General features: G+C 65.8%; 23 protein-coding genes. 9 read left to right on the plus strand and 14 right to left on the minus strand.

Features of this window, described 5'->3' with window-relative positions; genetic code table 11:
• Positions 1-2 precede the first annotated feature (2 nt).
• On the minus strand, positions 3-422 hold the full coding sequence (locus OEG79_RS03805) for a polyribonucleotide nucleotidyltransferase (protein ID WP_264147503.1): 420 nt from the start codon (positions 420-422) through the stop codon (positions 3-5).
• A gap of 148 nt (positions 423-570) precedes the next feature.
• Between OEG79_RS03805 and hrpB the strand changes: the two genes are divergently transcribed.
• Positions 571-3,105, plus strand: coding sequence for an ATP-dependent helicase HrpB (hrpB, locus tag OEG79_RS03810; RefSeq protein ID WP_264147504.1), 2,535 nt, complete (start codon positions 571-573; stop codon positions 3,103-3,105).
• 103 nt (positions 3,106-3,208) lie between these two features.
• On the opposite strand, the gene OEG79_RS03815 is transcribed toward hrpB, so the two are convergent.
• A complete protein-coding gene (locus OEG79_RS03815; protein WP_264147505.1) occupies positions 3,209-3,943 on the minus strand; it encodes a substrate-binding periplasmic protein in 735 nt (244 codons plus the stop codon).
• A 48-nt stretch (positions 3,944-3,991) separates the two neighbouring features.
• Positions 3,992-5,086 carry an endonuclease/exonuclease/phosphatase family protein gene (locus tag OEG79_RS03820; RefSeq protein WP_264147506.1) on the minus strand — a complete coding sequence of 365 codons (1,095 nt, stop codon included), beginning with the start codon at positions 5,084-5,086 and terminating at the stop codon, positions 3,992-3,994.
• A gap of 168 nt (positions 5,087-5,254) precedes the next feature.
• Between OEG79_RS03820 and OEG79_RS03825 the strand changes: the two genes are divergently transcribed.
• A complete protein-coding gene (locus OEG79_RS03825; RefSeq protein WP_264147507.1) occupies positions 5,255-6,100 on the plus strand; it encodes an SDR family oxidoreductase in 846 nt (281 codons plus the stop codon).
• Between the two features lie 6 nt (positions 6,101-6,106).
• Here OEG79_RS03825 and OEG79_RS03830 read toward each other — a convergent pair whose 3' ends face one another.
• From OEG79_RS03830 to OEG79_RS03840, 3 genes are read right to left on the minus strand one after another with little or no spacing between them, the layout of a single operon-like run.
• Complete coding sequence (locus OEG79_RS03830) at positions 6,107-6,541, minus strand: VOC family protein (RefSeq protein WP_264147508.1); 435 nt, start codon at positions 6,539-6,541, stop codon at positions 6,107-6,109.
• Between the two features lie 33 nt (positions 6,542-6,574).
• Positions 6,575-7,243 carry a YciC family protein gene (locus OEG79_RS03835; RefSeq protein ID WP_264147509.1) on the minus strand — a complete coding sequence of 223 codons (669 nt, stop codon included), beginning with the start codon at positions 7,241-7,243 and terminating at the stop codon, positions 6,575-6,577.
• 55 nt (positions 7,244-7,298) lie between these two features.
• Complete coding sequence (locus OEG79_RS03840) at positions 7,299-7,784, minus strand: YbaK/EbsC family protein (protein ID WP_264147510.1); 486 nt, start codon at positions 7,782-7,784, stop codon at positions 7,299-7,301.
• Positions 7,785-7,833: 49 nt separating this feature from the next.
• On the opposite strand from OEG79_RS03840, the gene OEG79_RS03845 reads away from it, so the two are divergent.
• The 3 genes from OEG79_RS03845 to OEG79_RS03855 all read left to right on the plus strand — a co-directional run bounded on the left by OEG79_RS03845 (position 7,834) and on the right by OEG79_RS03855 (position 10,648).
• Positions 7,834-8,364: an NYN domain-containing protein gene (locus tag OEG79_RS03845; RefSeq protein WP_264147511.1), complete on the plus strand. Its 531-nt coding sequence runs from the start codon at positions 7,834-7,836 to the stop codon at positions 8,362-8,364.
• A gap of 8 nt (positions 8,365-8,372) precedes the next feature.
• Positions 8,373-8,975 (plus strand): PolC-type DNA polymerase III, encoded by a 603-nt coding sequence (locus OEG79_RS03850; RefSeq protein WP_264147512.1) that lies wholly within the window; start codon positions 8,373-8,375, stop codon positions 8,973-8,975.
• Between the two features lie 329 nt (positions 8,976-9,304).
• Positions 9,305-10,648: a DEAD/DEAH box helicase gene (locus OEG79_RS03855; protein WP_264147513.1), complete on the plus strand. Its 1,344-nt coding sequence runs from the start codon at positions 9,305-9,307 to the stop codon at positions 10,646-10,648.
• A 45-nt stretch (positions 10,649-10,693) separates the two neighbouring features.
• Here OEG79_RS03855 and OEG79_RS03860 read toward each other — a convergent pair whose 3' ends face one another.
• The 4 genes from OEG79_RS03860 to OEG79_RS03875 all read right to left on the minus strand — a co-directional run bounded on the left by OEG79_RS03860 (position 10,694) and on the right by OEG79_RS03875 (position 13,920).
• Positions 10,694-11,062, minus strand: coding sequence for a VOC family protein (locus tag OEG79_RS03860; protein ID WP_264147514.1), 369 nt, complete (start codon positions 11,060-11,062; stop codon positions 10,694-10,696).
• Between the two features lie 88 nt (positions 11,063-11,150).
• Positions 11,151-11,588 carry a PAS domain-containing protein gene (locus OEG79_RS03865; protein WP_264147515.1) on the minus strand — a complete coding sequence of 146 codons (438 nt, stop codon included), beginning with the start codon at positions 11,586-11,588 and terminating at the stop codon, positions 11,151-11,153.
• A 4-nt stretch (positions 11,589-11,592) separates the two neighbouring features.
• Positions 11,593-12,594, minus strand: a complete 1,002-nt coding sequence (locus OEG79_RS03870; protein WP_264147516.1) for a response regulator — start codon at positions 12,592-12,594, stop codon at positions 11,593-11,595.
• Positions 12,595-12,675: 81 nt separating this feature from the next.
• On the minus strand, positions 12,676-13,920 hold the full coding sequence (locus OEG79_RS03875) for a TIGR03862 family flavoprotein (RefSeq protein WP_264147517.1): 1,245 nt from the start codon (positions 13,918-13,920) through the stop codon (positions 12,676-12,678).
• Positions 13,921-14,031: 111 nt separating this feature from the next.
• On the opposite strand from OEG79_RS03875, the gene OEG79_RS03880 reads away from it, so the two are divergent.
• The gene (locus OEG79_RS03880; protein ID WP_264147518.1) at positions 14,032-15,162 is read left to right on the plus strand and encodes an aminotransferase class V-fold PLP-dependent enzyme; all 1,131 of its coding nucleotides are present in this window, start codon (positions 14,032-14,034) and stop codon (positions 15,160-15,162) included.
• 3 nt (positions 15,163-15,165) lie between these two features.
• Here the strand turns inward: OEG79_RS03880 and OEG79_RS03885 are convergent, their stop codons facing one another.
• The gene (locus OEG79_RS03885) at positions 15,166-16,083 is read right to left on the minus strand and encodes a histone deacetylase (RefSeq protein WP_264147519.1); all 918 of its coding nucleotides are present in this window, start codon (positions 16,081-16,083) and stop codon (positions 15,166-15,168) included.
• Positions 16,084-16,118: 35 nt separating this feature from the next.
• Between OEG79_RS03885 and OEG79_RS03890 the strand changes: the two genes are divergently transcribed.
• Positions 16,119-16,679, plus strand: coding sequence for a GNAT family N-acetyltransferase (locus OEG79_RS03890; protein WP_264147520.1), 561 nt, complete (start codon positions 16,119-16,121; stop codon positions 16,677-16,679).
• Here the strand turns inward: OEG79_RS03890 and OEG79_RS03895 are convergent.
• Positions 16,669-19,206 (minus strand): EAL domain-containing protein, encoded by a 2,538-nt coding sequence (locus OEG79_RS03895; RefSeq protein WP_264147521.1) that lies wholly within the window; start codon positions 19,204-19,206, stop codon positions 16,669-16,671. The genes OEG79_RS03890 and OEG79_RS03895 overlap by 11 nt on opposite strands.
• A gap of 232 nt (positions 19,207-19,438) precedes the next feature.
• Here OEG79_RS03895 and tesB point away from each other — a divergent pair, with 232 nt between their 5' ends.
• On the plus strand, positions 19,439-20,308 hold the full coding sequence (gene tesB, locus OEG79_RS03900) for an acyl-CoA thioesterase II (RefSeq protein WP_264147522.1): 870 nt from the start codon (positions 19,439-19,441) through the stop codon (positions 20,306-20,308).
• Positions 20,305-20,898: an HAD family hydrolase gene (locus OEG79_RS03905; protein WP_143504695.1), complete on the plus strand. Its 594-nt coding sequence runs from the start codon at positions 20,305-20,307 to the stop codon at positions 20,896-20,898. Before tesB ends, OEG79_RS03905 begins: the two co-directional genes overlap by 4 nt.
• A 352-nt stretch (positions 20,899-21,250) precedes the next feature.
• Here the strand turns inward: OEG79_RS03905 and adeC are convergent, their stop codons facing one another.
• Together adeC and OEG79_RS03915 are read right to left on the minus strand one after the other, a co-directional pair.
• Positions 21,251-22,684 carry an AdeC/AdeK/OprM family multidrug efflux complex outer membrane factor gene (gene adeC / locus OEG79_RS03910; RefSeq protein WP_264147523.1) on the minus strand — a complete coding sequence of 478 codons (1,434 nt, stop codon included), beginning with the start codon at positions 22,682-22,684 and terminating at the stop codon, positions 21,251-21,253.
• A complete protein-coding gene (locus tag OEG79_RS03915; RefSeq protein WP_264147524.1) occupies positions 22,681-25,824 on the minus strand; it encodes an efflux RND transporter permease subunit in 3,144 nt (1,047 codons plus the stop codon). Before OEG79_RS03915 ends, adeC begins: the two co-directional genes overlap by 4 nt.
• Between the last annotated feature and the right edge of the window lie 3 nt (positions 25,825-25,827).

The raw sequence follows: 25,827 nt of genomic DNA on the forward strand, positions 1-25,827 counted from the left end.
GTTCAGGCAGCCGGGCGCAGGCCGTAGGCGGCCAGTTGCTCGGCGCTGCCGCTGTGCTGGATCAGGCGTGGATCGTCGAGCGGCAACTGATGGCCGGTGCTGGTTTCGATCAGGGTCTTGAGCGCGTACTGATCGACCTTGCCGTCATTGCCGATCAGCTGCTTGAGCTGTTGCGGATCGACCTGCGCGGTCTGGCCTTCGGGCAGGTAGATGGCGCCGGTGGCGAAGTCCACGGCAAAGGCGATCAGTCCGGGGATCACGTAGAAGAGAATGCCGATGGCGTTGGCCCCGGCGATTACCGGGTCGATCCGGCCTTCGATCTGGCCCCGGCGATCCGGGTAGAAGATCGAGCCGCAGGCGGTCAGTTGGGTAAGCAGAGTAGCGGCCATGACGCCGGCAATTACGCGGGATTTCGTGCGCATGAGCACCTCCAGAAAAAGTGGCGCAACTATAGCAGTTCGCCATTGCAAAGCCCCAAGTGGCGGGCGGTTGTCAATAAGACCTGCGGCGGCGCAGGCGGTTCTGCAGATGGAGGCTGCTCTATAATCGCCGGCCTGCTGTGGAGAAATGATGAACACCCTGCCGATCGACGCCCTGTTACCCGCCCTGCGCGACGCCTTGAGCGAGCGCCACGAAGTCGTACTCGAGGCACCGCCGGGGGCGGGCAAGACCACCCGTGTACCGCTGGCATTGCTCGATGCGCCCTGGCTGGCCGGACAGAAGATCCTCATGCTCGAACCACGCCGGCTGGCGGCGCGCGCTGCGGCCGAGCGCCTGGCCAGCGAGCTGGGCGAGCGGGTCGGCGAGACGGTCGGCTATCGCATTCGTCTGGACAGCAAGGTAGGGCCGAACACCCGTATCGAGGTGGTCACCGAGGGCATCCTGGCCCGGCGTCTGCAGGACGACCCGTCGCTGGACGGCGTCGGTCTGGTGATCTTCGACGAATTCCACGAACGCAGCCTGGATGCCGATCTGGCCCTGGCGCTGACGCTCAACGGGCGAGCCATGTTCCGCGGCTCGGACAGTGGCGAGGCGCCGCTCAAGGTGCTGCTGATGTCGGCCACTCTGGAGGGCGAACGCCTGGCCGCGTTGCTCGACGATGCTCCGGTGCTGCGCAGCGAAGGGCGCATGTTCCCGGTGGATATCCGCTGGGGAGCGCCGTTTCAGCCGGGGGAGTGGATCGAATCGCGTGTGCTGCAGACGGTGCAGCAGGCGTTGGCCGACGAGCCCGGCAGCGTGCTGGTGTTCCTGCCGGGCCAGGCGGAGATTCGCCGCGTGGCCGAGCAGCTGGGCGAGGTGCTGGCCGGCCGTGATGACATCCTGCTCTGCCCGCTGCATGGCGAGCTGGAACTGTCCGCCCAGCGTGCGGCCATCGAGCTGGCGCCAGCGGGCAAACGCAAGGTGGTGCTGGCTACCAATATTGCCGAGACCAGCCTGACCATCGACGGTGTACGTGTGGTGGTCGATGCCGGCCTGGCGCGGGTGCCGCGCTTCGATCCGGCCAGCGGCATGACTCGCCTCGATACCCAGCGTATTTCCCGCGCCTCCGCCACCCAGCGCGCCGGGCGTGCGGGACGTCTGGCGCCGGGCGTGTGCTACCGCTTGTGGTCGCAGGTGCAGCACGATCAGCTCAGTGCCTATTCCGCTGCGGAGATCCTTCAGGCCGACCTGGCCGGGCTGGCCCTGCAGCTGCTGCGCTGGGGCGTCACGCCGCAGGAGCTGAGCTGGCTCGACATACCGCCGCCGGCCGCCTATGCCCAGGCCGTCGATCTGCTCGGCCGCCTCGGCGCGCTGGATGAGCGTGGTGCACTGAATGCTCATGGCCAGGCCATGGCCGAGCTGCCGAGCCATCCGCGTATCGCCCATCTGCTGCTGCGCGGTCAGATGCTGGGCCTCGGTGCGCTGGCCTGCGACCTGGCGGCGCTGCTCTCGGAACGTGACATCCTGCGTGGTGGCGGTGCCGACCTGCACAGTCGTCTGGCCTTGCTTGGCGGTGAAAGCCGCGCCGGGCGTTCGGCTCACGGTGGCGTGCAGCGCGCCCGGCAGCTGGCGTGGCAATTCCAGGGGCTGCTCAAGGGGCGGGCGGTGACCCAGGCCGTCGGCGATCCCGAGCACCCGCGCTGGCTCGGCTGCCTGCTGGCGTTCGCCTACCCCGACCGCATCGCGCAGCAGCGTCGTGCCGGCGGCGCCGACTACCGCCTGGCCAACGGCCGTGCGGCGCAGTTCGCCGAGGCCGATGCGCTGATGAAACACGAATGGCTGGTAGTGGCCGACCTGGGCAGTCGCCAGGGCCAGCGCGAAGAGCGCATCTATCTCGCGGCTGACCTCGATCCGGCGCTGTTCGGGCGTGAGCTGGCCGAACAGGTGGAAACGCTGGATGTGCTCGACTGGGACGAGCGCGAGGGCGTGTTGCGTGCCGAACGCCAGCGCAAGGTCGGTGAACTGGTGCTGGAGCGCCAGGCGCTGGCCGCGCTGGACGAGGATGCCCGCTGTCGGGCGCTGGTCGGCCTGGTGCGGCGCAAGGGGCTGGAGCTGCTGCCCTGGACGCCGGCACTGCGCCAGTGGCAGGCGCGCGTGGCGCTGCTGCGCGAGCTGGACCTGCAGCAGCAGGGCCGGAGCGAATGGCCGGATCTGTCCGATGCAGCGCTGCTGGCCGGTCTGGAGCAGTGGCTGACGCCCTATCTGGGCAAGGTCAGCCGCCTCAGCCATTTCGCCAGCCTCGACCTGCCGTCGATCCTGCAGACGCTGCTGCCCTGGCCGTTGCCGCAACGTCTCGACGAGCTGGCGCCCACGCATCTGCAGGTGCCGTCCGGCTCGCGCATCGCCATCGACTACACGGAGAACCCGCCGGTGCTTGCGGTGCGCCTGCAGGAGCTGTTCAGCCTGGCCGCCACGCCACGTATTGCCGGCGGCCGTCTCGGCCTCAAGTTGCACCTGCTGTCACCAGCGCGCAGGCCGGTGCAGGTGACTCAGGATCTGGCCAGCTTCTGGGCCAACACCTATGCCGAGGTGAAGAAGGATCTCAAGGGCCGTTACCCCAAGCATTACTGGCCGGACGACCCGCTGATCGCCGAACCCACCGCGCGGGCCAAGCCGAGAAAGTGAGGCGCTGAGCCTGAACCTCGGGCCGTTGCCCCCGGGCGATACTCATGTGCTGCGCATTGGCAGCCGGGGGCGAGCGCTGGCCTGGTTGTGCGGCGATTGAGGTTCAGTTCAGCCAGAGCGTCTCGCCGGAACCCTTCAACTGCTGATAGGCCCGGTCGAGGTCATCACGCAGGCGTTCGGCCCCTGGTGCCTGGCGCGAGTAGATCAGCCGCAGCGGCAGGCGCTGTATCTCGACGAAGGGCAGTTCGCCCATGCCCAGCGTATACCTGGCTTGCTCGATGGGTGCCTGGTAGTCCAGCAGATAATCCCCGCGGCGGCGCTGCAGCATTTGCAGTGCGGAGGTATGGCTGGAGGTGTGGTGGCGGGTGATATTGCGCGCCGGATCTTCCAGCCATTGGTTGACGTCCTGCCAGTAGCTGTAGCCGGTGATCAGGATCACCTCCCGATTGTTGAGGCCGTCCGGAATGCGCGGTGTCGGCGTGTCGCGGCGAAAGTACAGGTTGAGTGGGATTTCCCCCAGCAGGTATCTGCCTTCGAGTGTATGCCCGGCCAACTCCGGCTTGCCTGATGCGCCAGCCCAGAGCTGTATGCTGCCGTCGAGCAGACCGTTGTAGAGGCGGGCGCCGGGGTAGGAGCGGAATTCGGCCTCGTAGCCTGCGGCATCGAGCAGACGCGCGGTGAGCTCGAGGCCCGAGCCACTGGCGCGCCCCTGATCGTCGGTATAGGCATAGGGCGGAAACTCGTAGTAACCGACATGAATGCGTTGCCTGGCCTCGGTCGCGTGAGCGGCCTGCAGGCAGAGCAGGGTGATGAATATCAGGCAGAAGAGTCTTGGCATGTGAGGCGCGGCCATGTGCCGTCTTTTCATACTTGCATGGAGCCCGGTCTATTCCTGGCTGGGCAGGAAGAAGCGGCCGATCACCGGCAGATGGTCGGAAATGGTCAGGGTATCGTGCTGGCGCACCTGGCTGGCGAGCGGGGTCAGGCGCGGGCTGTAGAACAGATAGTCGAGGGTGCGATCCGGGCCGCTGGCGGCCGGGTCGTTGGGGAAGTGGGTGTACCACTGCGCCTGTTCTGCACCGCTGGCCTGCTGCAGGCTGGGGATCATCGGGTAGCGCTGGGCCAGGTTCTGCAGTTCGCTGTCGGCGGCGTACCAGCTGCGCTGATCTTCCTGCAGGTGCTCGAACTGACCAGGTGGCAGCAGATTGAGGTCGCCGCCCAGTACCCAGGTCTTGCCGGCGCCTTGCAGTTGCCGGAGCAGGCCGTCGGTCATCTCCACCTGGCGCTGCATGGTGTCCTGCCCCTGGGCGAAGGCATCGAAATGGGTGTTGATCGCCACCAGTTCCTCGTTGCTGCCGCGAACCGGCAGGTAGCTGACCAGCAATGCCCGCTTGAGCTGGAACTGCCGGCTCAGCAGATCGGCGTCGAGCATGGGCAATTGCAGGCGTTCGGCGCGGGCGATCTGGAAGCGGCTGAGGGTACCCAGTTTCATGCCGACGCTGCCGAGAATGCGCGGATGCGGGACGAATGCGGCCTTCCAGTAGAAGGCCTGGGCGCTGCACGGATAGAGGTCGCTCAGGCGCGCCTGGAGCAGGGCCAGCTGGTCCTGATGGTCGCTGGCACTGGCGTTGTCGTGCAGTTCCTGCAGCAGTACCACGTCGGGCTGCTCGGCGCGCAGCACGCGCACCACCTCGCCCAGCGTCATCGCCAGATCCTCGCTGCTCGGGCGCTCGTCCGGGCCATCGCCGCCAGGCAGGTCGTACCAGAACACGTAGCGCTTGCCGGCCAGGTATTGCACGTTCCAGGTCATTACCTTGAGTGCCTGGCCCGGTTGCAGCTGCGCTACCTGACCGTTGCAGGCCACGGCCGCGTCTTCGCGTGGCAGCGGCCGCCAGGTCAGGCTGTAGATCAGTGCGCTCAGCACGGCGAAAACCGTCAGCGCGATGAGCAGGAGCAGGCGAAGTGGGCGAGGCAGCGACATGGCGAAGCGGGCGGCTATGCTGGGAACAGGCGAGGATACCCGAGTGCGCCGCGTAGTCCCAGGCATGGCGTGGGACAGTGGCAATGGGCTGCAGTACCATGCCGAAAGATTCGACAGGCCGGACGATTGGCGGGCTTGTCGCTGACACTGGGCTTATGGGGGCCGCGCATGTATCGCAAGGTGTTTGCCAACAAGGTATTCGACCGCAAGGTGGTGCTGATCACGGGCGGTTGCGCGGGGATCGGCAGGGCGCTGGCCATGCGTCTGGCGCAGGCCGGGGCACGGCTGGTGATTCTCGATCTGCAGCAGGCGGCGCTAGATGGCCTGGTGCAGCACCTGGCCGATCATCACAACGCCGAGGCGCTGGGGCTGGTCTGTGACGTTGCCGATGCCGAGGCGGTGCAGCGCGCCGTGGCTCTCGCCATGGAGCGTTTCGGCGGAATCGACGTGCTGGTCAACAACGCCGGCATCACCCATCGCAGTACCTTCGCCGAGACCAGCCTGGAGGTGTTCCAGCGGGTCATGGCGGTCAACTATTTCGGTGCCCTGCACTGCACCAAGGCGGCGCTGCCCAGTCTGATCGCCCGGCGCGGGCAGATCATCGTGCTCAGCTCGCTGTCAGGCATCGCCCCGTTGCTCTATCGCAGCGCCTACAACGCCAGCAAACATGCGCTTCACGGCCTGTTCGAGACGCTGCGCTACGAGCTCAAGGGCTCGGGTGTGAACGTGATGCTGGTGTGTCCCGGCTTCACCGCTACCGACCTGCGCAAGAACGCCCTGGTCGGCGACGGTTCGGTGGCCGCGCAGGCGCCGCTGGCAATGGGCAAGGTCGCCTCGCCGCAGGATGTCGCAGAGGCCATCTACCGGGGCGCACTCAAGCGTCGGCGCCTGCTGGTGCTGTCGAACGTCGATTGGCGCGCACGGGTGCTGGCGCGCTTCTTCCCGCGGCTGTTCGAGCGGGTGCTGCTGCCGCGCCTGTCCGGGCTGCGGCCGCAGGGTTCGGGGCGACGCTGATGCGCCTCAGCCGTGCTCGTGTTGCACGGTACCAGCCTGCATCAGTTCCATGTCCCAGAAGGCGGCCTCGATCTTGTGGCCGTCGAGGTCTCTGACGAAGCAGCCGTAGTAGGGCTCGCCGTAGTCCGGGCGCGGCCCCGGCTGGCCTTCGTCCTGGCCGCCGGCTGCCAGTGCCGCCTCATGAAAGGCATGCACCGAAGCCTTGTCCGGGGCGACGAAGCCGAAATGGCTGCCGTTGCCGAGGGTCGCCGGCTGGCCGTTGATCGGCGTCTGCACCCAGAATTCCGGATACTCGCGGCCGAAGGCCACGGCTCCGGGGTGGCGCATGATCTCGCGGCAACCAAGAGTGGCCAGTACCTTGGCGTAAAACGCGCTGGCGGCCTCGAAGTCGTTGGTGCCGATGGACACGTGGGAAAGGATGCTGGGGTTGGTTTCGCTCATGGCGCTCTCCTTGCTCTGGCCAAAACTGCAAGCCTAGTCACTATTTTCGCCATTGGCCGCCTGTTGTGGCTCCAGCAGCATGTACAGGCGGAACAGCACCACGACGGCGAACAGCTGCAGGAAGCCGTTGCCGGTCTGATGCAGCACCCACAACAGGGTGTCGCTGTGGTTCGGCTGCGTCCACCAGTCGAGCAGCCACAGCGGCACCAGCACGCCGGCCAGGCAGGAGAACACCGGCCAGAAGCGGCCCTCGGTCAGTGCGAAGCTGGCCTGCAGGGCTCGCATGGGCGTTTCCTGGCGCAGCACCAGAATCAGTTCGGAGAAGGCCAGACGCATCATGATCCAGATGCCCGGCACGATGAACAGCGACAGGCCGAGCATGGTCGCCAGGGTACTCAGCCCGGTCAACAGGGCGAAGGTTGGCCACAGCTGCAGGCCGGCGGCGAACAGCTGCGCGTTGCCGGGTGCCTGGCCGATGCTGCGGGCATGCAGGAAGAGAATCAGCGGCGCGGCATAAAGCGGGTAGACGAGAATGCCGAGCAGCACGCTGTAGGCTGGATTGGCGTCCTCGCCGAGCTGGGCGGCAAGCATCGTCTGGGCAATGGCTTCGAGCAGCAACAGCGGCAGGGTCAGACGGGCAATGGCAGCGAGGTTGTGGCTGGAGAAGAACCAGGCGTCACGCAATACGGAAAATGGGCTCATCGGCAGGTTACCAAGGGTCGGGGCGCCAGCACTGTGGCCGGTTGCCGGGATAGGTTCAAGGGTACTCCAGCTGCGTATTGGGCATCGCGGCGAGCAGGCGCGGCAGTTCGGAGCCTGGCACTTCCAGGGTCAGTTGCGGCGGGCCGGGCGAGTACAGGAGAAAGTCGCAGGCCAGCACCGCGCGGTCGATCAGCAGGGTGATGGCGGCATCATGGCCGAACGGACAGGCGCACATCGGCACGCAGCCGGTATGCTCGGTCAGTTCCTCGTCGCTGGCGATGCGCGGACGGCTGCCGAGCAGCGTCTTGAGCCGGGTCCAGTCGGCGCGGGCACCTTCGAGGGTGACCAGCATGGCGTAGCGCTGCGCCCCGCTGCGCAGGAACAGGCTCTTGCTCTCCACGCCGCGCAGGCCGAAACGCTCACGCACGGCGTGGGCAGTGGGGTAGTCCAGCACGGGCTCGTGTTCGACCAGGCGATGGCTGATTTGCAGGCGCTGGAGCAGGTCGAGGTTGCGCTGGCGGAGGCGGTCTAGAGACGTCATGGCGGCAAGGATAGGGGCTGCCTCGCGTTCCGACCAGTCCGGACGCAGGATGCCACCGCCTCTGGCATACTGGCGCCTTCGTCACTCCCGAGGGCTCCCGGTGAAGAAGATCGCCGTATTCGCCGATGTGCAGAACCTCTACTACACGGTGCGCCAGGTCCATGGCTGCCATTTCGACTACAGCGTGTTGTGGGCCGAGGTCAGCCGCCGTGGCGTGATCGTCGAGGCCTACGCCTACGCCATCGATCGTGGTGACGCCAAACAGCAGCAGTTTCAGCAGATCCTGCGCAAGCTGGGTTTCACCGTGAAGCTCAAACCCTATATCCAGCGTGCCGACGGCTCGGCCAAGGGCGACTGGGACGTGGGCATCACCATCGACGTACTCGACGCGGTCGAGCGCGTCGACGAGATCGTCCTGGCCTCCGGCGACGGCGACTTCGACCTGTTGCTCGAACGTGTGCGCAGCCGTGGCGTGGAAGCCATCGCCTTCGGCGCGCCGGGGCTGACGGCGCAGTCGCTGATCCGTGCCGCGAGTCTGTATGTGCCCATCGAGGGCGATCTGTTGCTTCACAAGTTCTGAGGTTTTGCGTGGAATCCATCGCCGTCATCGACTTCGAAACCACCGGCGTGTCGCCGAGCCAGGCGCGCGCCACCGAGATCGGCGTGGCGATCATCGAGGACGGGCGCATCGTCGACCGTTACCAGAGCCTGATGAACAGTGGCGCCTGGGTGCCGCCGTTCATCGAACAGCTGACCGGCATCAGCAACGCCATGCTGCGTCAGGCGCCACCGTCCGAGCAGGTGATGAACGAAGTGGCCGACTTCATCGGCGAGCGGCCGCTGCTGGCGCATAACGCCTCCTTCGACCAGAAGTTCTGGGACGCCGAGCTGGCGCGCGTGCGTCGCCGTCGCTTGCAGCCTTTTGCCTGTTCGCTACTGTTGTCGCGTCGCCTGCTGCCCGAGGCACCGAGCCACAAGCTGGGTAACCTCAACGCCTGGGCCGGGCTGCCGGATACCGGCCGCGCTCACCGTGCCCTGGCCGACGCCGAGATGGCGGCGAACCTGACCCTGCATCTGTTCGGCCTGCTGCGCGAGCGCCATGGCCGGCACCAGGCCGATCATGCCTTTCTCTGCCAGCTGCAGAGCCTCTCGGCGGCCAAGGTGCGGGCGTTGCTGGCCACTGCCAGCTGAGCTTGTCTCGTACTGCTGTCGCGGCTAAAGCCCCTCCCACGGTTTGTCATGTGCGAGGGGATTGCTGCGGCTATAGCTGCTGCGGGTTGGTAGCCCGGATGCAATCCGGGGAGGCGGTGACAATGGTCCCGGATTTCATCCGGGCTACGTGGGGTCAAAGTCCGCGGTGTGGCTGGACGCTGTGGGAGGCGCTTTCGACTCGGGCATCCTGCTTCGTTCTACCTCCTGCATCCATGCAGTCGCAGCGGCGATCTTTACCGAGGTTGAAGGCGCTCGGCAGGGGGACAGGTTAAACTGCGCATCTGTTTTCTTTCCGATCCGGTTACCCCATGACCTTCGCTTCCCTCGGTTTGATCGAGCCGCTGCTGCGCACCCTCGCCGATCTCGACTACCAGACCCCGACTCCGGTGCAGAGCCAGGCCATTCCCGCCGTACTCAAGGGCCGCGATCTGATGGCCGCGGCGCAGACCGGCACCGGCAAGACCGCCAGTTTCGCCTTGCCGCTGTTGCAGCGTCTGACCCTGGAAGGCCCGCAGGTGGCGAGCAATTCGGTGCGTGCGCTGGTGCTGGTGCCGACCCGTGAACTGGCCGAACAGGTGCTGCAGAGCTTCCTGGCCTACGGTCAGAACCTGCCGCTTTCCAGCTATGCGGTGTACGGCGGCGTCAGCATCAACTCGCAGATGATGAAGCTGCGCAAGGGCGTCGATGTACTGGTGGCGACGCCGGGGCGACTGCTCGACCTGTACCGGCAGAACGCGGTGAAGTTCTCCCAGTTGCAGACCCTGATCCTCGATGAAGCCGACCGCATGCTAGACTTGGGCTTCGCCCGGGAACTGGACGAGCTGTTCAGCGCACTGCCGAAGAAGCGTCAGACTCTGCTGTTCTCCGCCACCTTCTCCGACGCCATCCGGCAGATGGCCGGTGAGTTGCTGCGTGACCCGCTGTCGGTGGAAGTCAGCCCGCGCAATGCCGCCGCCAAAAGCGTCAGGCAGTGGCTGATCCCGGTGGACAAGAAGCGCAAGAACGAGCTGTTCCTGCATCTGTTGCAGGAAAGACGCTGGGGGCAGGTGCTGGTATTCGCCAAGACGCGCAAGGGCGTCGACCAGCTGGAGCAGGAACTGCTGGCCATGGGGGTGGCGGCCGACTCGATTCATGGCGACAAGCCGCAGCCGAGTCGCCTGCGTGCGCTGGAACGCTTCAAGGCCGGCGAGGTGCAGATTCTGGTGGCCACCGATGTGGCCGCACGCGGTCTGGATATCGACGACCTGCCGCTGGTGGTCAACCTCGACCTGCCGATCAACGCCGAAGACTACGTGCACCGCATCGGACGCACCGGCCGCGCCGGCAGCACCGGTGAGGCGATCTCGCTGGTCTGCGCCGACGAGGTGGATCAACTGGCGGCGATCGAGAATCTTACCCAGCAACTGATCAAGCGGGCCGACGAACCGGACTTCATCCCCGATCACCGTGTACCGCTGACGGCGGTGGGTGGCCAGGTGCTGAAGAAACCCAAGAAGCCCAAGCAGAAGCTGATTCCCGGCGCGGGCAAGGCAGGCGGCAAGGGCAATATCCACCTTGGCCGCTGGTTCGAGGAAGAAGACGCCAAACCCAAGGTCAAGGCGGTGCGCAAGGTGCCGAGCTTCGGCAGTAAGCCCAGGGGCGGCAAGAAGTAGGGAGGCTTGCTGCAGGCGGCGGACAAGGCGAAGCTTGTCCGCCGATCAGGCTTGGATGTTCTGGCCGATTCGCCAGAGCACGCCGCTGGGGTCGAACACCATGAATTCGCGTATGCCCCAGGGCTGGTCCTGCGGTGCGATCAGCCGCGTACCGAAACGCTCGTCAAGACGCGCTGTCTGGATCTGCTGCCACCAGGCATCGACTTCCTCCACCAGCATGTGCATGACGAAGTTCTCCGCCTGCTCCTTGACGTAGAAGTTCTGCAGCAGAAAGGCGCAGTGATCGCCGTGGCTGAAGTAGGCCATCTGATCGTCCGACCAGCCGGGCTTGAAGCCCATGGCCCGGTAGAAATCCATACTCAGGGTGAAGTCCCGTGCCGGGACGAAGGTTTTCAGTTCGACGCTGCGCAGCATGTAGATCCCTTTCCTTGGAGCCGTCGCTCGAATGCGATCAGGGCATTGTATCCGGCCTGAACCGGATTGCACCCGGACCACCACGGTCTCAACTCGTCGATTGCGCCCGTTCCGCCACCGCAGCAGCGGTCATGTCGTAGATCACCAGACACACATGTTCCACCGGCTGACCCGCCAGCGGCAGCAGGGTGACGTTCTGGTACATGAAGTCGGCCTGGCCGGTGATCGGCTGGTAGCTCTTGAAACGCATCAGGTACGGGCGCTGCTGCCACAGGCTGAATGCACGGGTGCCCAGTTGCACCACGCTTTCCACCTTGCGCTGAAGCCAGGGGCGGTCGATGTCCGGGAACAGCTCGAACAGCGAGCGGCCCTGTACCTGATCCGGCCCCAGACCCGAGTGGTTCTCCATGAAGGCGTTCCACACCTCGACGCGGTACTGGCGGTCGAGCACCACCACGCCGACGTCGATGCATTGCACGATATCCAGCAGCCAGTGAACTTCCTTGATGTCGATCTGCGCGGGCATGGCCTCACTCCATCAGGTAGCCGATCTTGGCGGTCAGGCGTTTGATCGAGTCTTCGGTGAATAACAGCAGCAGGTCGAAGTGGATGGCGTGGCCCTCCAGGTTGTAGCTGATCTCCACGGCCAGGGTCTTGCGCCAGCGTTGCCTGTTGACCTGGATGAGCTGGTCGAGGCTGGCATGCTGGCCCAGTAGCTGCGGATGGCCCTGTGAGAAACGCAGATCGAGCTGCTCGGCGATGCCGGCAAGGCAGGCGCCGATCAGGATGCTGGCCAGATCCAGCAGCATCTCCGAGGTTTCGCCTTCGCTCTTCGGCTGCCATCCGAGCAGGCGCGCCATGTCGTCCACTTCCGAGTCGTGAAACAGCAGCAGTGCCTCGCCGGCGATGGCCTCGCCGATAAAACCCTGGCAGATGGCGCTGAAGCGCTCGCCACGCTGGGCGTCGAGCAGAGTCATGTGCAGTTCGCTGACCTCGAAGAGGTTCACCTGCGGCACCGGCAGCTGCACGAATACGCCCAGCACCTTGGCCAGCAGTGCGGCGGCGCGGCCCATGGCGACGTTGCTCACCTCGCGCAGGGCATCACGGAAGCTGACCTTGAGCTGCGACAAAGCCGCAGCCTGGGCCTGCGCGGCCGGTGTGGTCCGAGGGTCGAACAGTTTCAGCTCGATCAGCGTCTGGCGCAGGATCTCGGGATCGGCGGGTTTTCTGATGAACGCCAGGGCCCCCAGTTCACGTACGCGACGCACGGCTTCTTCCTGCACGTCGCCGGACACCACGATGACCTGGCTCTTGAGCCCTTCGGCGCGCAGCGCCGCGAGAGTTTGATAGCCGTCGAGCAGCGGCATGGTCAGGTCGAGCAGCATGACCTGACCCAGGCCCTGGCGGATCAACGCCAAGGCTTCTTCGCCATTGCTCGCCTGGCTGAGGGAAACCGGCCAGTCGACCGGCAGGGCGCGGATCAGTTGCTTGCGCGCCATGTTGGAGTCGTCGCAGACCAGCAGCGGGATCACGGCAGAGAATTACCTGTGTGGGTTGCGCTGAATTTGAGCATAGCCGCAGCCGACGTGGCGTCACTGGGACTCAGCGGTTTTTCACACCGGCAGTCTGCGCAACCAGTTCAGCGCACCTTGCGCTGCCACCCGCCCGCTGGCAAAGCAGGCGGTGAGCAGGTAGCCGCCGGTAGGCGCTTCCCAGTCGAGCATTTCGCCGGCGCAGAACACGCCGGGCAGCGCCTTGAGCATCAGGCCGTCATCCAGCGCTGCGAAAGGCACGCCGCCGGCGCTGCTGATCGCCTCGTCCAGCGGCCGGGTTCGCAGCAGGGTGATCGGCAATGCCTTGATCCAGGGCGCCAGAGCGGCTGGCTCGGCGAAGGCTTCGGCAGGCGCCAGCTCGCGCAGCAGCGCGGCCTTCACACCGTCGAGACCGGCCTGGCGGTGCAGGTGCTTGGCCATCGAGTGCTTGCCGCGCGGCTTGGCCAGCGCCTGTTGCAGTCTGGCCAGCGGCATCTGCGGCAGCAGGTCGAGGTGAATCACCGCCTGGCCAGCGGTTTCGATGGCGCGGCGGATGTCGGCGGAAAAGGCATACACCAAGCTGCCCTCGATGCCGCCAGCGGTGAGCACGAACTCACCAATACGAGCGGGCTGCCCGGGGAGGGCGAGGGCGACGTTCTTCAACGGCGCACCGGCGAATTTTTCCCTGAGGTATTCGCTCCAGCCAGCCACCTCGAAACCGCAGTTGCTCGGTTTCAGTTCCGCCACGTCGATGCCGCGCGCCTGCAGCAGCGGCACCCAGGCACCGTCCGAGCCCAGGCGGGCCCAGCTGCCGCCACCCAGGGCCAGCAGGCAGGCGTCCGCGGCATGAGCACGTTCGCCGTCCGGGCCGGCGATACGCAGGCTGCCGTTCTCGTTCCAGCCCAGCCAGCGACTGCGCGTGTGGATCACCACGCCCAGCTCGCGCAGGCGCTTGAGCCAGGCGCGCAACAGCGGTGCGGCCTTCATGTCGCTGGGAAAGACGCGGCCGGAGGTGCCGACGAAGGTGTCGATACCTAGGTCATGGATCCAGGCACGCAGGGCGTCGGCGTCGAACTCACGGAGCAGCGCCGCGACCTCGGCCTGGCGTTCGCCGTAGCGGCCGATAAAGGCGTCCCAGGGCTCGGAGTGGGTGATGTTCATGCCGCCGACGCCGGCCAGCAGGAACTTGCGACCGACCGAGGGCATGGCGTCGAACAGCTCCACGCGCACGCCGCCCTGGGCCAGTACTTCGGCAGCCATCAGCCCGGCAGGGCCGCCGCCGATGATGGCGACGTGAGGAGCGGTGGACGGGCAGGCTGTGGTCATGGCGGCGGGATGGCTGGAGAATGCTGCGCATTTTACCCGAGTGCTCCCCGGCCTTGTCATTTGTCCGGGGTTCGGGCAGGTTCTGAGCGAACCTTTTGGCTGGAGCCCGTTATGTCCCAGATCTGCCCCGACATCGATCCCGATGGCCTGATCGAATATTCGGTGGTCTACACCGACCGCTCGCTGAACCATATGTCGCACTCTTTCCAGGGTGTCATGCGCGATATCTCCGTTACCCTGAAGCAGGTGTACAACGCTCATGCCGTGGCGGTGGTGCCGGGCAGCGGCACCTATGGCATGGAAGCGGTGGCGCGCCAGCTGGCAACCGGGCAGAAGTGTCTGGTGATCCGCAACGGCTGGTTCAGCTATCGCTGGACGCAGATCTTCGACATGGGCCGGATTCCCGCCGAGGCCAAGGTGCTCAAGGCGCGCCCGGTCGCTGACGGCCCGCAGGCCGCCTTCGCCCCGGCGCCGCTGGACGAGGTACTGGCCACCATCGCCGCCGAGAAGCCGCAGCTGGTGTTCGCCCCGCACGTGGAAACCTCTTCGGGCATGATCCTGCCGGACGACTACCTGCGCGCGGTGAGCGACGCGGTGCACGCCGTCGGCGGTTTGTTCGTGCTCGACTGCATTGCCTCGGGCACCCTCTGGGTGGACATGCAGGCCTGCGGCATCGACGTGCTGATCAGCGCTCCGCAGAAGGGTTGGAGCGCCTCGCCGTGCTGCGCTTTGGTGATGATGAGCGAGGCAGCCCAGGCGCGCGTCGAGGCCACGCAGAGCACCAGCTTCGCCTGCGACCTGAAGAAGTGGCTGCAGATCATGCAGGCCTATGAACAGGGTGGCCATGCCTACCACGCCACCATGCCCAGCGATGCCCTGGCGCGCTTCCGCGATGCCATGTTGGAGGCCAAGGGCATTGGTTTTGCCAAAGTGCGTGAGCAACAGCAGGAGCTTGGCGACCGGGTGCGCGCCCTGCTGGCTGCGCGTGGCTTCAGGAGCGTCGCGGCCAAGGGCTTCGAGGCGCCTGGCGTGGTGGTCTGCTACACCGACGACGGGCAGATCAGGACTGGCGCCAAGTTCGCCGCCGTCGGCCTGCAGATCGCCGCCGGCGTTCCGCTGCAGTGCGACGAGCCGGCGGATTTCCAGACCTTCCGCCTCGGTCTGTTCGGGCTGGACAAGCTGGGCAATATCGAACGCACGGTGGCTACGCTGGAGCAGGCGCTGGACAAGGTGCTGGGCTGATCCTCAGCGCAATCCCCGCGCCGCCCACACCCTCGCGGCGCTGTGATGCAGGATGCCGTGGCGGCGGGCGAGGGCGGCGTGATCCTTCGAGTAACCTCCGCCGATCACCCCAAGCACCGGAATGTCGCGGCCCAGACAGTGCTGCAGCACGGCTTCGTCGCGGGCGGCGAGGCCGGCGTCGGTGAGTTGCAGGTAGCCCAGCGCGTCGTCCTTGTGTACATCGACACCGGCGTCGTAGAGCACCAGATCCGGCTGGTAGATGGGCAGCAGGTAGTTCAGGGTGTCGTCCACCACCTTCAGGTAATCGGCGTCGCCCATGCCGCGCGGCAGGGGAATGTCCCAGTCGCTCTGCGCCTTGCGTGCCGGGAAGTTCTGTTCGCAATGCAGCGATACGGTGATCGCATCCGGCTCGTTTTCCAGCAGTCGAGCGGTGCCGTCGCCCTGGTGCACGTCGCAATCGAAGATCAGCACGCGGTGCACGCGGCCGGCTTCGAGCAGGTAACGGGCGATCACCGCCAGGTCGTTGAAGATGCAGAAACCAGAGGGAAAGTCGTAGTGCGCATGGTGCGTGCCGCCGGCCAGGTGGCAGGCCAGGCCGTGACGCAGCGCCAGTTCGGCCGTCAGCAGCGAGCCGCCGACGGCGCGCACGGTACGCTGCGCCAGTGCCGGGCTCCAGGGCAGGCCGAGGCGGCGCTGATCTTCATGGGACAACTCGCCATCCATGTAGCGGGCGATATAGTCTGGGCAGTGAACCAGGGCGAGGATCTCGGCCGGGCACAGTTCCGGACGTCGCAGTTCGGGATCGCTGGTCAGACCGACCTCGACCAGGTGATCGCGCAGCAGGCGGAACTTCTCCATGGGAAAACGATGCCCGCTGGGGAAGGGCGGGCTGTAGTCGTCGTGGTAGACCAGTGGCAGCATGAGAGGCCCGGATTGAACGCATGGCAGGCCAGTATATGACGACCCCTCTGTGTAGCGCGCGGCTGATCCTGCGGCCCTGGCGCGACGACGACCTGGACGATTTGGCGCGGCTGTGTGCCGATCCCGAGGTGATGGCGCACTTTCCTGCGCCGCTGGATCGCGCCGGCAGTGAGACGTTGTTGCGCCGCTTGCAGGCGCATCAGGACGAACACGGTTTCACCTTCTGGTATCTGCAGCGGCAGGATGACGGTGAGTTCGTCGGCTTCACCGGCCTGGCGCGGGTCGGCTTCGCGGCGCGCTTTACTCCAGCAGTGGAGATCGGCTGGCGTCTGGCTCGTTCGTGCTGGGGCCTGGGTTATGCGCGTGAAGCCGCGCAGCAGGCGCTGCATCATGCCTTCACGACGCTGGCGCTGGACGAGGTGGTGGCCTTCACCGCGCCGGCCAACCGGCGTTCCTGGGGGCTGATGGAACGTCTCGGCATGCGCCGTGACGGCGGCTTCGAGCACCCGGGACTGCCGTCCGGGCATCCGCTGCGTGCGCACCTGCTCTATCGTCTGGAGCGGGCGCGCTGGGCGGAACAGGCGCTCAGTCCCTAAGGGTCTGCAGCCAGGCTTCCAGATCGGCAGCCGACAGCGGCCGGGAGAACAGGTAGCCCTGACCCACGTGGTAACCCTGCTGACGGAGGATGTCCTGCTGTCCGCTGGTCTCCACGCCCTCGGCGACTACCGTCAGGCGCAGGCTTTCGCCGAGGCGGATCACCGCTTCGCTGAGCGCCTGGTTGGTGGCGTCCTGCTCGAGGTCGAGGACGAAGCTACGATCGAGCTTGAGCTCCTGAATCGGCAGACGGCGCAGGTAGCTGAGGCTCGAGTAGCCGGTGCCGAAGTCGTCCATGGACAGGCGGATGCCCTTCTCATGTACTTCGTCGAGGGTCTTCAGCGTGCTGGGGTTGGTGTCCATCAGCACGCTCTCGGTGATCTCCAGGGTCAGATCGTCCGGCCGCAGCTGGTTCTGCTCTAGCGTGACGGCGATCATTCCCGGCAGGTCGAGGTTGTGGAAGTTGGTCGGTGACAGGTTCACCGACACCGCCGGGATCTTCAGGCCCTTGCGCCGCCACTGGGCGAGCTGACGGCAGGCTTCGCGCACGGCCCACAGACCGAGCTGATTGATCAGGCCACACTCTTCGGCCAGCGGGATGAAGCGCGCCGGCGAGATGTCGCCGAACTGCGGATGATGCCAGCGCGCCAGGGCCTCGACGCCATACAGCAGGCCGTCGTTCATGCGCACCTGCGGCTGGTAGTGCAGGCTCAGCTGGCCCTGTTCAAGGGCTTCGCGCAGGGCGCTTTCCAGGGCCAGACGCTCCTGGGCCAGCTGGTTCAGCTCGTGGCTGAAGAAGCTGTAGCGGCCGCGGCCGGCGCTCTTGGCCTGGTACATGGCCATGTCGGCGCGATGCACCAGCGTGCCCATGTCGTGGCCGTCGGCGGGGAACATGGCGATGCCGATGCTGGCCGACGGGCACAGCGTCGCTCCGGCGATCTGGCAGGGCTGGCTGAGGGTCAGGCGCAGCTGCTCGATCACCTCGGCGATCTGCTGGCTGCCGCATTGCGGCAGCACCAGGACGAATTCGTCGCCGGACAGCCGGCCGACGATATCGCTGGCCCGGCGGTTGTCGCTCAGGCGCTGGGCAACCAGACGCAGCAGCTCGTCGCCGGCCGGGTGGCCGAGCGAGTCGTTGACCTGCTTGAAGCGGTCGAGGTCGACGAACAGCACGCTCAATGGCTGCTTGTTGCGTGCGGCCTCGGCCAGGGCCTGGTCGGCTCTGGCGTGCAGCAGGCTGCGGTTGGGCAGCTGGGTCAGGCTGTCGTAGAACGCCAGCTGGCGGATCTGCGCGCGATTTTCCTCGCGCTGCAGGGCCAGCGAGCAGAGGTGTACCAGCACCTTCAGCAGGCGCTGGTGAAATTCGCTGGGGCCACGCGGGTCGCGGTAGTAGAAGGCGAAGGTGCCGAACACGCGGCCGCGGTTGTCCTTGATCGGCGTCGACCAGCAGGCACGCAGGCCGGCGGATAGCGCCAGCTCCCTGTAATCGGCCCACAGCGGATCGCTTTCGATGTCCTCGACCAGCACGGCCTCGCCGCTGTAGGCAGCCGTACCGCAAGAACCGACACCGGGGCCAATGGCGACGCCTTCGAGCGCGGCACTGTAGCTTGGCGGCAGCTTCGGCCCAGCCAGCGGTTGCAACAGGCCGTCCTCGCTGACGCGCAGGATCGAGGCGGTGATCTCCGGTGCGATCCGTTCGACCTCGCGGCAGGCCTTGTCCATCAGCGCTTCCAGCGGCTCCTCGCGGGCCATGGCTTCGAGGATGCGATGCTGCAGGACCTCATGCATCTTCGACTGGGTGATGTCGGTGAGCACGGCCACCGCGTTGGTCATCACGCCGTTGTCATCGAGGACCGGGTTGATCGCCATGTGACACCAGATGCGCTGGCCGTTGGCGCAGTAGATCAGATCGTCGCCGCTATAGGGGCGGCCGGCATTGAGCTGGGCGTGGAGGGCAGTGATGCGCTCGGTTGGTATGTAGGGCGTCAGCAGTTCCAGTGGCGGGCGGTTGCCGAGCTGCTCCTGGCTGTAGCCGAACAGATGGGTGAAACCGTCGTTGACATAGAGCGTGCGCCAGTCCCCATCAACGATGAGAATGGCGCTGTCGGTACGGTCGACCACCAGCGAGAGCATGCGCAGCTTCTCGTTCTGCAGGTGCTGCTCGGTGATGTCCTTGACGAAGGCGGTGTAGAGCACCTCGCCGTCGGCCTCGATCCTGGAGATGGACAACGATGCCCAGCGGTAGCTGCCGTCGGAACGTTCGACCTGCAGGGTACGGCTGCCGCCGACGATCTTGTTGATGCCGGTGCGCCGGTTGGCTTCTATGTAGCCGTCGTGGGCGGCCCGCATCTCCATCGGCACCAGCTTGCTGACGTTGTGGCCGATCACCTCGCTGCGGTCCAGACCCCAGAGTCGTTCGGCGGCCCGGTTGAACAGCAGCACGTGGTTGTTCCGGTCGATCACCACCACGCTGTCGACAGCCTGTTCCAGGGTTTGCACGAAGATTTCAGAGAGATTGCGCGTTTGCATGCAGATCGGCCGCGAAGACTGGGAGGGGCACGTCTCTTGGGACGCTTGTTCGGGTCACTCAGACGGTAGTCAAATGGCGAGTGGCCAGCAAGCGCGGAAGCCACTAATTTGCTTTCTTCTGCCGTGGATCAATGAATCGCGATTGCTCTATCGATGGAAAGGGAGGCGGCGGTTTGCCAGCTGATCCTTTACCATTGCCCCCTTGGGGCCGCCGTGTTGTGAGGACATATTGATGAGTCGTGTGCTGGATGATCTGGTTTCTCTGCTGAGCCTGGAACAGATCGAGGAAAACCTGTTCCGTGGCCGCAGCCAGGATCTCGGCTTTCGTCAGCTGTTCGGCGGCCAGGTGCTTGGCCAGTGCATTTCCGCCGCCAGCCAGACGGTCGAGGAGGCGCGCCATGTGCATTCCATGCACGGTTACTTCCTGCGCCCGGGCGATGCCAGCCTGCCGGTGGTCTATCAGGTCGAGCGCACCCGCGATGGCGGCAGCTTCAGCACCCGCCGCGTGGTGGCGGTGCAGAAGGGCAAGCCGATCTTCTTCTGCAGTGCCTCGTTTCAGTACGACGAGGAAGGCTTTCACCATCAGAGCGAGATGCCGGATGTCCCCGGCCCCGAGAACCTGAAATCGGAAACGGAGCTGGCGCGCATGGTGGCGCCGATGATTCCCGAGCGCATGCGCGAGCGTGCGATCAGCGACAAGCCCATCGAGATCCGCCCGGTCACCCTGATCAACCCCTTTGCCCCGCAGCCCTGCGAACCGGTCAAGTACGTGTGGTTCCGCGCGGCCGGCGAGCTGCCGGACGACCCGCAACTGCACAAGTACCTGCTGGCTTACGCCAGTGACTTCAACCTGCTGACCACCTCGATGCAGCCGCATGGCGTGTCGGTGTTCCAGAAATTCATGCAGGTGGCCAGCCTGGACCATTCGCTGTGGTTCCACCGCAACCTGCGTATGGATGACTGGCTGCTGTACGCCATGGACAGCCCCTGGGCTGGCAACGCCCGTGGTTTCTCCCGTGCCAGCATCTACAACCGCCAGGGCGAGCTGGTCGCGTCGGTGGCTCAGGAGGGGCTGACGCGCGTGCGCGAGGACTGGAAGTGAAGGTACTGCGCGAAGCACGTCACTGGGTGTTCGACATGGACGGCACCTTGACCCTGGCGGTGCATGATTTCCCGGCGATCAAGCGGGCGCTGGGCATTCCTCAGGAAGACGACATCCTCCACCACCTGGCGGCGCTGCCGGCAGACGAGGCAGCGGCCAAGCATGCCTGGCTGCTGGAGCACGAACGCGAGCTGGCAGTGGCCTCACGCCCGGCACCAGGGGCCATCGAGCTGGTGAGGGCGCTGTGCGAGCGCGGCTGCCAGCTCGGCATTCTTACCCGCAATGCTCACCCGCTGGCGTTGCTGACCCTGCAGGCAATTGGCCTGGATGACTGCTTTGCCACGGCCGATATCCTTGGCCGCGACGAGGCGCCGCCCAAACCGCACCCGGGCGGTTTGCTGCATCTGGCCGAGCGCTGGGCGGTCAAACCGCAGGAACTGGTGATGGTCGGCGACTACCGCTTCGACCTCGAATGCGCCCAGGCTGCGGGCGCGCGCGGCGTACTGGTCAACCTGCCGGACAACCCCTGGCCGGAGCTGACCGAGCTGCATGCGCAGGATTGCGCGCAGCTGCTGGCTGCGTTGGCCTGAGTGGCGGCACGGCGCTCTTAGGGCGAAATCGGGGCGAGCGGATCGCGAATGAATTCGCTCCTACAGAGAGGGCACTGCGCAGCAGTCGCCTTCAACGTTCTCTGAGGCCTCGGGTGTCTGCCACTGAATAAGGCGGCTTCAGGTTCTGTAGCAGCGAATTCATTCGCGAAAGCGAACTTCAGGCCGCATCCGAATTGCCGCCATACCGCTATCGCCAAGCCTCAGGGTCCCGGATTTCATCCGGGCTACGGTGCGGCGTCAGTCCGTCAGAACTCCCACAAAAAAACGCCCCCGCAAAGACTGCGGGAGCGGCGCGTCGGATAAGGTCGTCCTTGAAGCGGGTTACGCGCGGTCAACCTTGTGGAGCATTGCTCCCCGTATCGCTCCAGCCACCACCCAGGGCCTTGTACAGCTCGACTTCGCTGCTGAGCTGGGCCAGGCGGTCGGTGATCAGCTGCTGGCGCACGCTGAACAGCTGGCGCTGGGCATCGAGCAGGGTCAGATAGCTGTCCACACCCGTGCGGTAGCGGCGCTCGGCCAGGTCGTAGTAGGTCTCGGTGGTCTCCAGCAGGGCGCGTTGGGCGTCCAGCTGTTGGCGATAGGTGGTGCGTGCGGCGAGGCGGTCGGCGACTTCCTGGAAGGCAGTCTGGATGGCCTTCTCGTACTGGGCCACCTGGATGTCCTTCTGCAGCTCGGCATAGTCGAGGTTGGCGCGCAGACGCCCGGCGTTGAAGATCGGCAGGCTGATCTGCGGCTGGAACAGCCAGGTGCCCGAGCCGCTGTCGAACAGGCCGGACAGCTGGCTGCTGGCGGTGCCGGCATTGGCGGTCAGGCTGATGCTGGGGAAGAACGCCGCACGCGCCGCGCCGATATTGGCGTTGGCGGCCTTGAGCTGGTACTCGGCCTGCAGCAGGTCGGGGCGACGCTGCAGCAGGTCGGCGGGCAGACCGGCCGGAACCTGTTCCAGCAGTTCTGCATTGAGCTTCAGCCCCTGCGGCAGGTCGGCCGGCAGGCCGGTGCCGAGCAACTGGGTCAGGGCGTTGCGGTCCTGAGCGACCAGGCGTTGGTACTGCGCCAGGCTGACGCGGGCGCTGTCCACCGAGCTGCGCGCCTGGCTCAGGGCCAGGGCGTCGGCGACGCCGACGTCGAAGCTGCGCTGGGTCAGCTGGTAGCTTTCCTCGAAGGTCTTCAGGGTGTCCTGGGTCAGTTGCAGCAGCGCCTGATCCGCCTGCCATTGCAGGTAGGCGTTGGCGACGCTGGCGACCAGGCTGATTTGCGTGCTGCGCGCGGCCTGTTCGGTGGCCAGGTATTGCTGCAGGGCCTGCTCGCTGAGGCTGCGGATACGACCGAAGAAATCCAGCTCCCAGGCGTTGACGCCCAGGGTGGCGCTGTACTGGCCGCTGGTGCGGGCTTCACCGGTCTGGCTCAGGTCGGCCGGCAGGCGCTGGCGAGTGCCGGCACCATCGGCGGAGACCGAAGGCAGCAGGTCGGCGCGCTGGATGCGATACAGCGCACGGTATGCCTCGACGTTCAGCGCGGCGACACGCAGGTCGCGGTTGTTTTCCAGCGCCACCTGTACCAGTTGCTGCAGCGCTGGGTCGCGGAAGAACTCGCGCCATTGCAGGTCTTCTGCGGAGCGGCTGCCCTCGCTGGCGGCGTTGCCATAGGCCTCGCCTTGCGGCCAGTCGGCGGCCACCGGGGCTTCGGGGCGCTGATAGTCGGGAATCAGGCTGCAGCCGCTGAGCAGAGCGGCGGCCACGGCCAGGGACAACAGGGACTGCCTCATTGCAGTGCCTCCTTCTCGTTTTCACGGGCCGGCTCGGGGCGCTTTTTCTCGAACAGCGAGCAGACCACGACGTAGAACAGCGGAATCCAGAAGATCGCCAGAACCATCGCGCTGAGCATGCCGCCGATCACCCCGGTGCCGATGGCGTGCTTGCTGCCGGCGCCGGCACCCGTGGCGATGGCCAGCGGCAGGCAGCCGAGGATGAAGGCCAGCGAGGTCATGATGATCGGCCGCAGGCGCATACGACAGGCTTCGATGGCCGCTTCGGCGAAGGTCATGCCCTGTTCGTACTGTGCCTTGGCGAATTCGACGATGAGGATCGCGTTACGCGCCGACAGACCAATGGTGGTGAGCAGGCCGACCTTGAAGAACACGTCGTTGGACAGCCCGCGCAGCTCGGTGAACAGCAGCGCGCCGATGATCCCCAGCGGCACCACCAGCATGACCGAGAACGGGATCGACCAGCTCTCGTACAGCGCTGCCAGACAGAGGAACACGACGATGGCGGAAATCACGAACAGCGCCGTGGTCTGCGAGCCGGCCAGGCGTTCCTCGTAGGACAGGCCCGTCCAGGAGTAGCCGACGCCCTGTGGCAGCTGCGAGGCGATTTCCTCGACCGCGGCCATGGCATCACCGGTACTGTAGCCGGGCGCCGGGGCACCGAGGATTTCCACCGCCGAGACGCCGTTGTAGCGCGCCAGCTTGGGCGGGCCGTAGGTCCACTCGCCGCTGGCGAAGGCGCTGAACGGCACCATCCGGCCCTGGTCGTTGCGCACGTACCATTTGTTCAGGTCTTCCGGAGCCATGCGCGCTTCGGACACACCCTGCAGGTAGACCTTCTTCACCCGGCCGCGGTCGATGAAGTCGTTGACGTAACTGGCACCCCAGGCGATCGACAGCGTGCTGTTGATGTCCGACAGCGACAGGCCGAGGGCACGGGCGCGTTCGTCGTCGATCAGCAGCTGGTACTGGGCCTCGTCGCGCAAACCGTTGGCTCGCACGCTGCTGAGTACCGGATGCTGGTTGGCCAGCTGCAGGAACTTATCGCGTGCCTCGTTCATCACCTGATGGCCGACACCCGCCTGGTCCTGGAGGAAGAAGTTGAAGCCGGTGGCGTTACCCATCTCCATCACCGCCGGCGGGGCGAAGGCGAACACCATCGCATCGCGGAAGCTGAAGAAGTGCTGCTGTGCGCGCTGCGCCAGCGCGGCTACACCATTCTCCGCCCCCGGACGTTGGTCCCAGGGCTTGAGCATGATGAAGGCCATACCGGAGCTCTGGCCGCGGCCGGCGAAGTTGAAGCCGGTAACGGTGAACACCGACTGGACTGTGCTCGCCTGGTCTTCCAGCAGGTACTGGCGCATTTCGTCGACCACCACCTGGGTACGCTCGGCACTGGAGCCCGCCGGCGTCTGCACCTGGGCGAACAGCACGCCCTGATCTTCCTCGGGGAGGAAGGCGGTGGGGATGCGGGTGAACATCCAGGCCATGATGGCGACGATCACCAGATACAGGATCAGGTACGGTGCCTTGCGCTTGAGCATGCCGGCGACGCCGCGCTGGTAGGCATTGCTGCCCCGCTCGAAGGTGCGGTTGAACCAGCCGAAGAAACCGCGCTTGGCCTCGTGGTGCCCGCCATCGATGGGCTTGAGCAGGGTGGAGCAAAGCGCCGGAGTGAAGATCAGCGCCACCAGCACCGACAGACTCATGGCCGAGACGATGGTGATGGAGAACTGCCGGTAGATCACCCCGGTGGAGCCGCCGAAGAACGCCATCGGCAGGAACACCGCCGACAGCACCAGGGCGATGCCGACCAGCGCGCCCTGGATCTGGCCCATGGATTTCTTGGTCGCTTCCTTGGGCGACAGGCCGTCCTCGCGCATCACCCGTTCGACGTTCTCCACCACCACGATGGCGTCGTCCACCAGCAGACCGATGGCCAGCACCATGGCGAACATGGTCAGGGTGTTGATGGAGAAGCCGAACGCGGCGAGCACGCCGAAGGTACCGAGCAGTACCACCGGCACCGCCATGGTCGGGATGATGGTGGCGCGCAGGTTCTGCAGGAACAGGAACATCACCAGGAACACCAGCACGATGGCCTCGAACAGGGTGTGTACCACCCCTTCGATGGAGGCCGAGATGACCGGCGTGGTGTCGTAGGGGAAGACCACCTCCATGCCGGCCGGGAAGAACGGCTCGAGTCTGGAAATGGTCTCGCGCACCGCCTTGGCGGTGTCCAGGGCGTTGGCGCCGGTAGCCAGGCGAATCGCCAGGCCGGAGGCCGGCATGCCGTTGAACTGCGCATTGATGGCGTAGTTCTCGCCGCCCAGCTCGACCCTGGCGACGTCGCGCAGACGTACCTGGGAGCCGTCAGGCTGCACCTTGAGCAGAATCTTGCGGAACTCGTCCGGAGTCTGCAGGCGGGTCTTGCCGATGATGGTGGCGTTGAGCTGGTTGCCCGGTGCTGCCGGCAGGCCGCCAAACTGGCCGGAGGAAATCTGCACGTTCTGCGCCTGGATCGCGCTCTTCACGTCCACCGGGGTCAGCTGGAAGCTGTTGAGCTTGGCCGGGTCGAGCCAGATGCGCATGGCGTACTGCGCACCGAACACCTGGAAGTCGCCGACACCCTTGGTCCGCGAGATCGGGTCCTGCATGTTGGAAACGATGTAGTCGGACAGGTCCTCACGGGTCAGGCTGCCGTCTTTCGACACCACGCCGATGACCATGAGGAAGTTGCGCACCGACTTGGTCACGCGGATGCCCTGTTGCTGCACTTCCTGCGGCAGCAGGGGGGTGGCCAGCTGCAGCTTGTTCTGCACCTGAACCTGGGCGATATCCGGGTTAACCCCCTGTTCGAAGGTAACGATGATCTCCATGCTGCCGTCGGAGTTGCTCGACGAACTGACATAGCGCAGGCCGTCGAGGCCGTTGAGCTGTTGTTCGATCACCTGCACTACGGTGTCCTGCACCGTCTGCGCCGAGGCGCCCGGGTAGCTGACCTGAATGGCGACGGCAGGCGGCGCGATGCTCGGATACTGGTTGATCGGCAGCTTGAGCACGGACAGGCCGCCGGCCAGCATGATCACCAGGGCGATCACCCAGGCAAAGATCGGCCGGTCGATAAAGAATCTGGACATTCA

Origin of the sequence: Pseudomonas sp. Z8(2022) (assembly GCF_025837155.1) — a bacterium.
Classification (GTDB): domain Bacteria; phylum Pseudomonadota; class Gammaproteobacteria; order Pseudomonadales; family Pseudomonadaceae; genus Aquipseudomonas.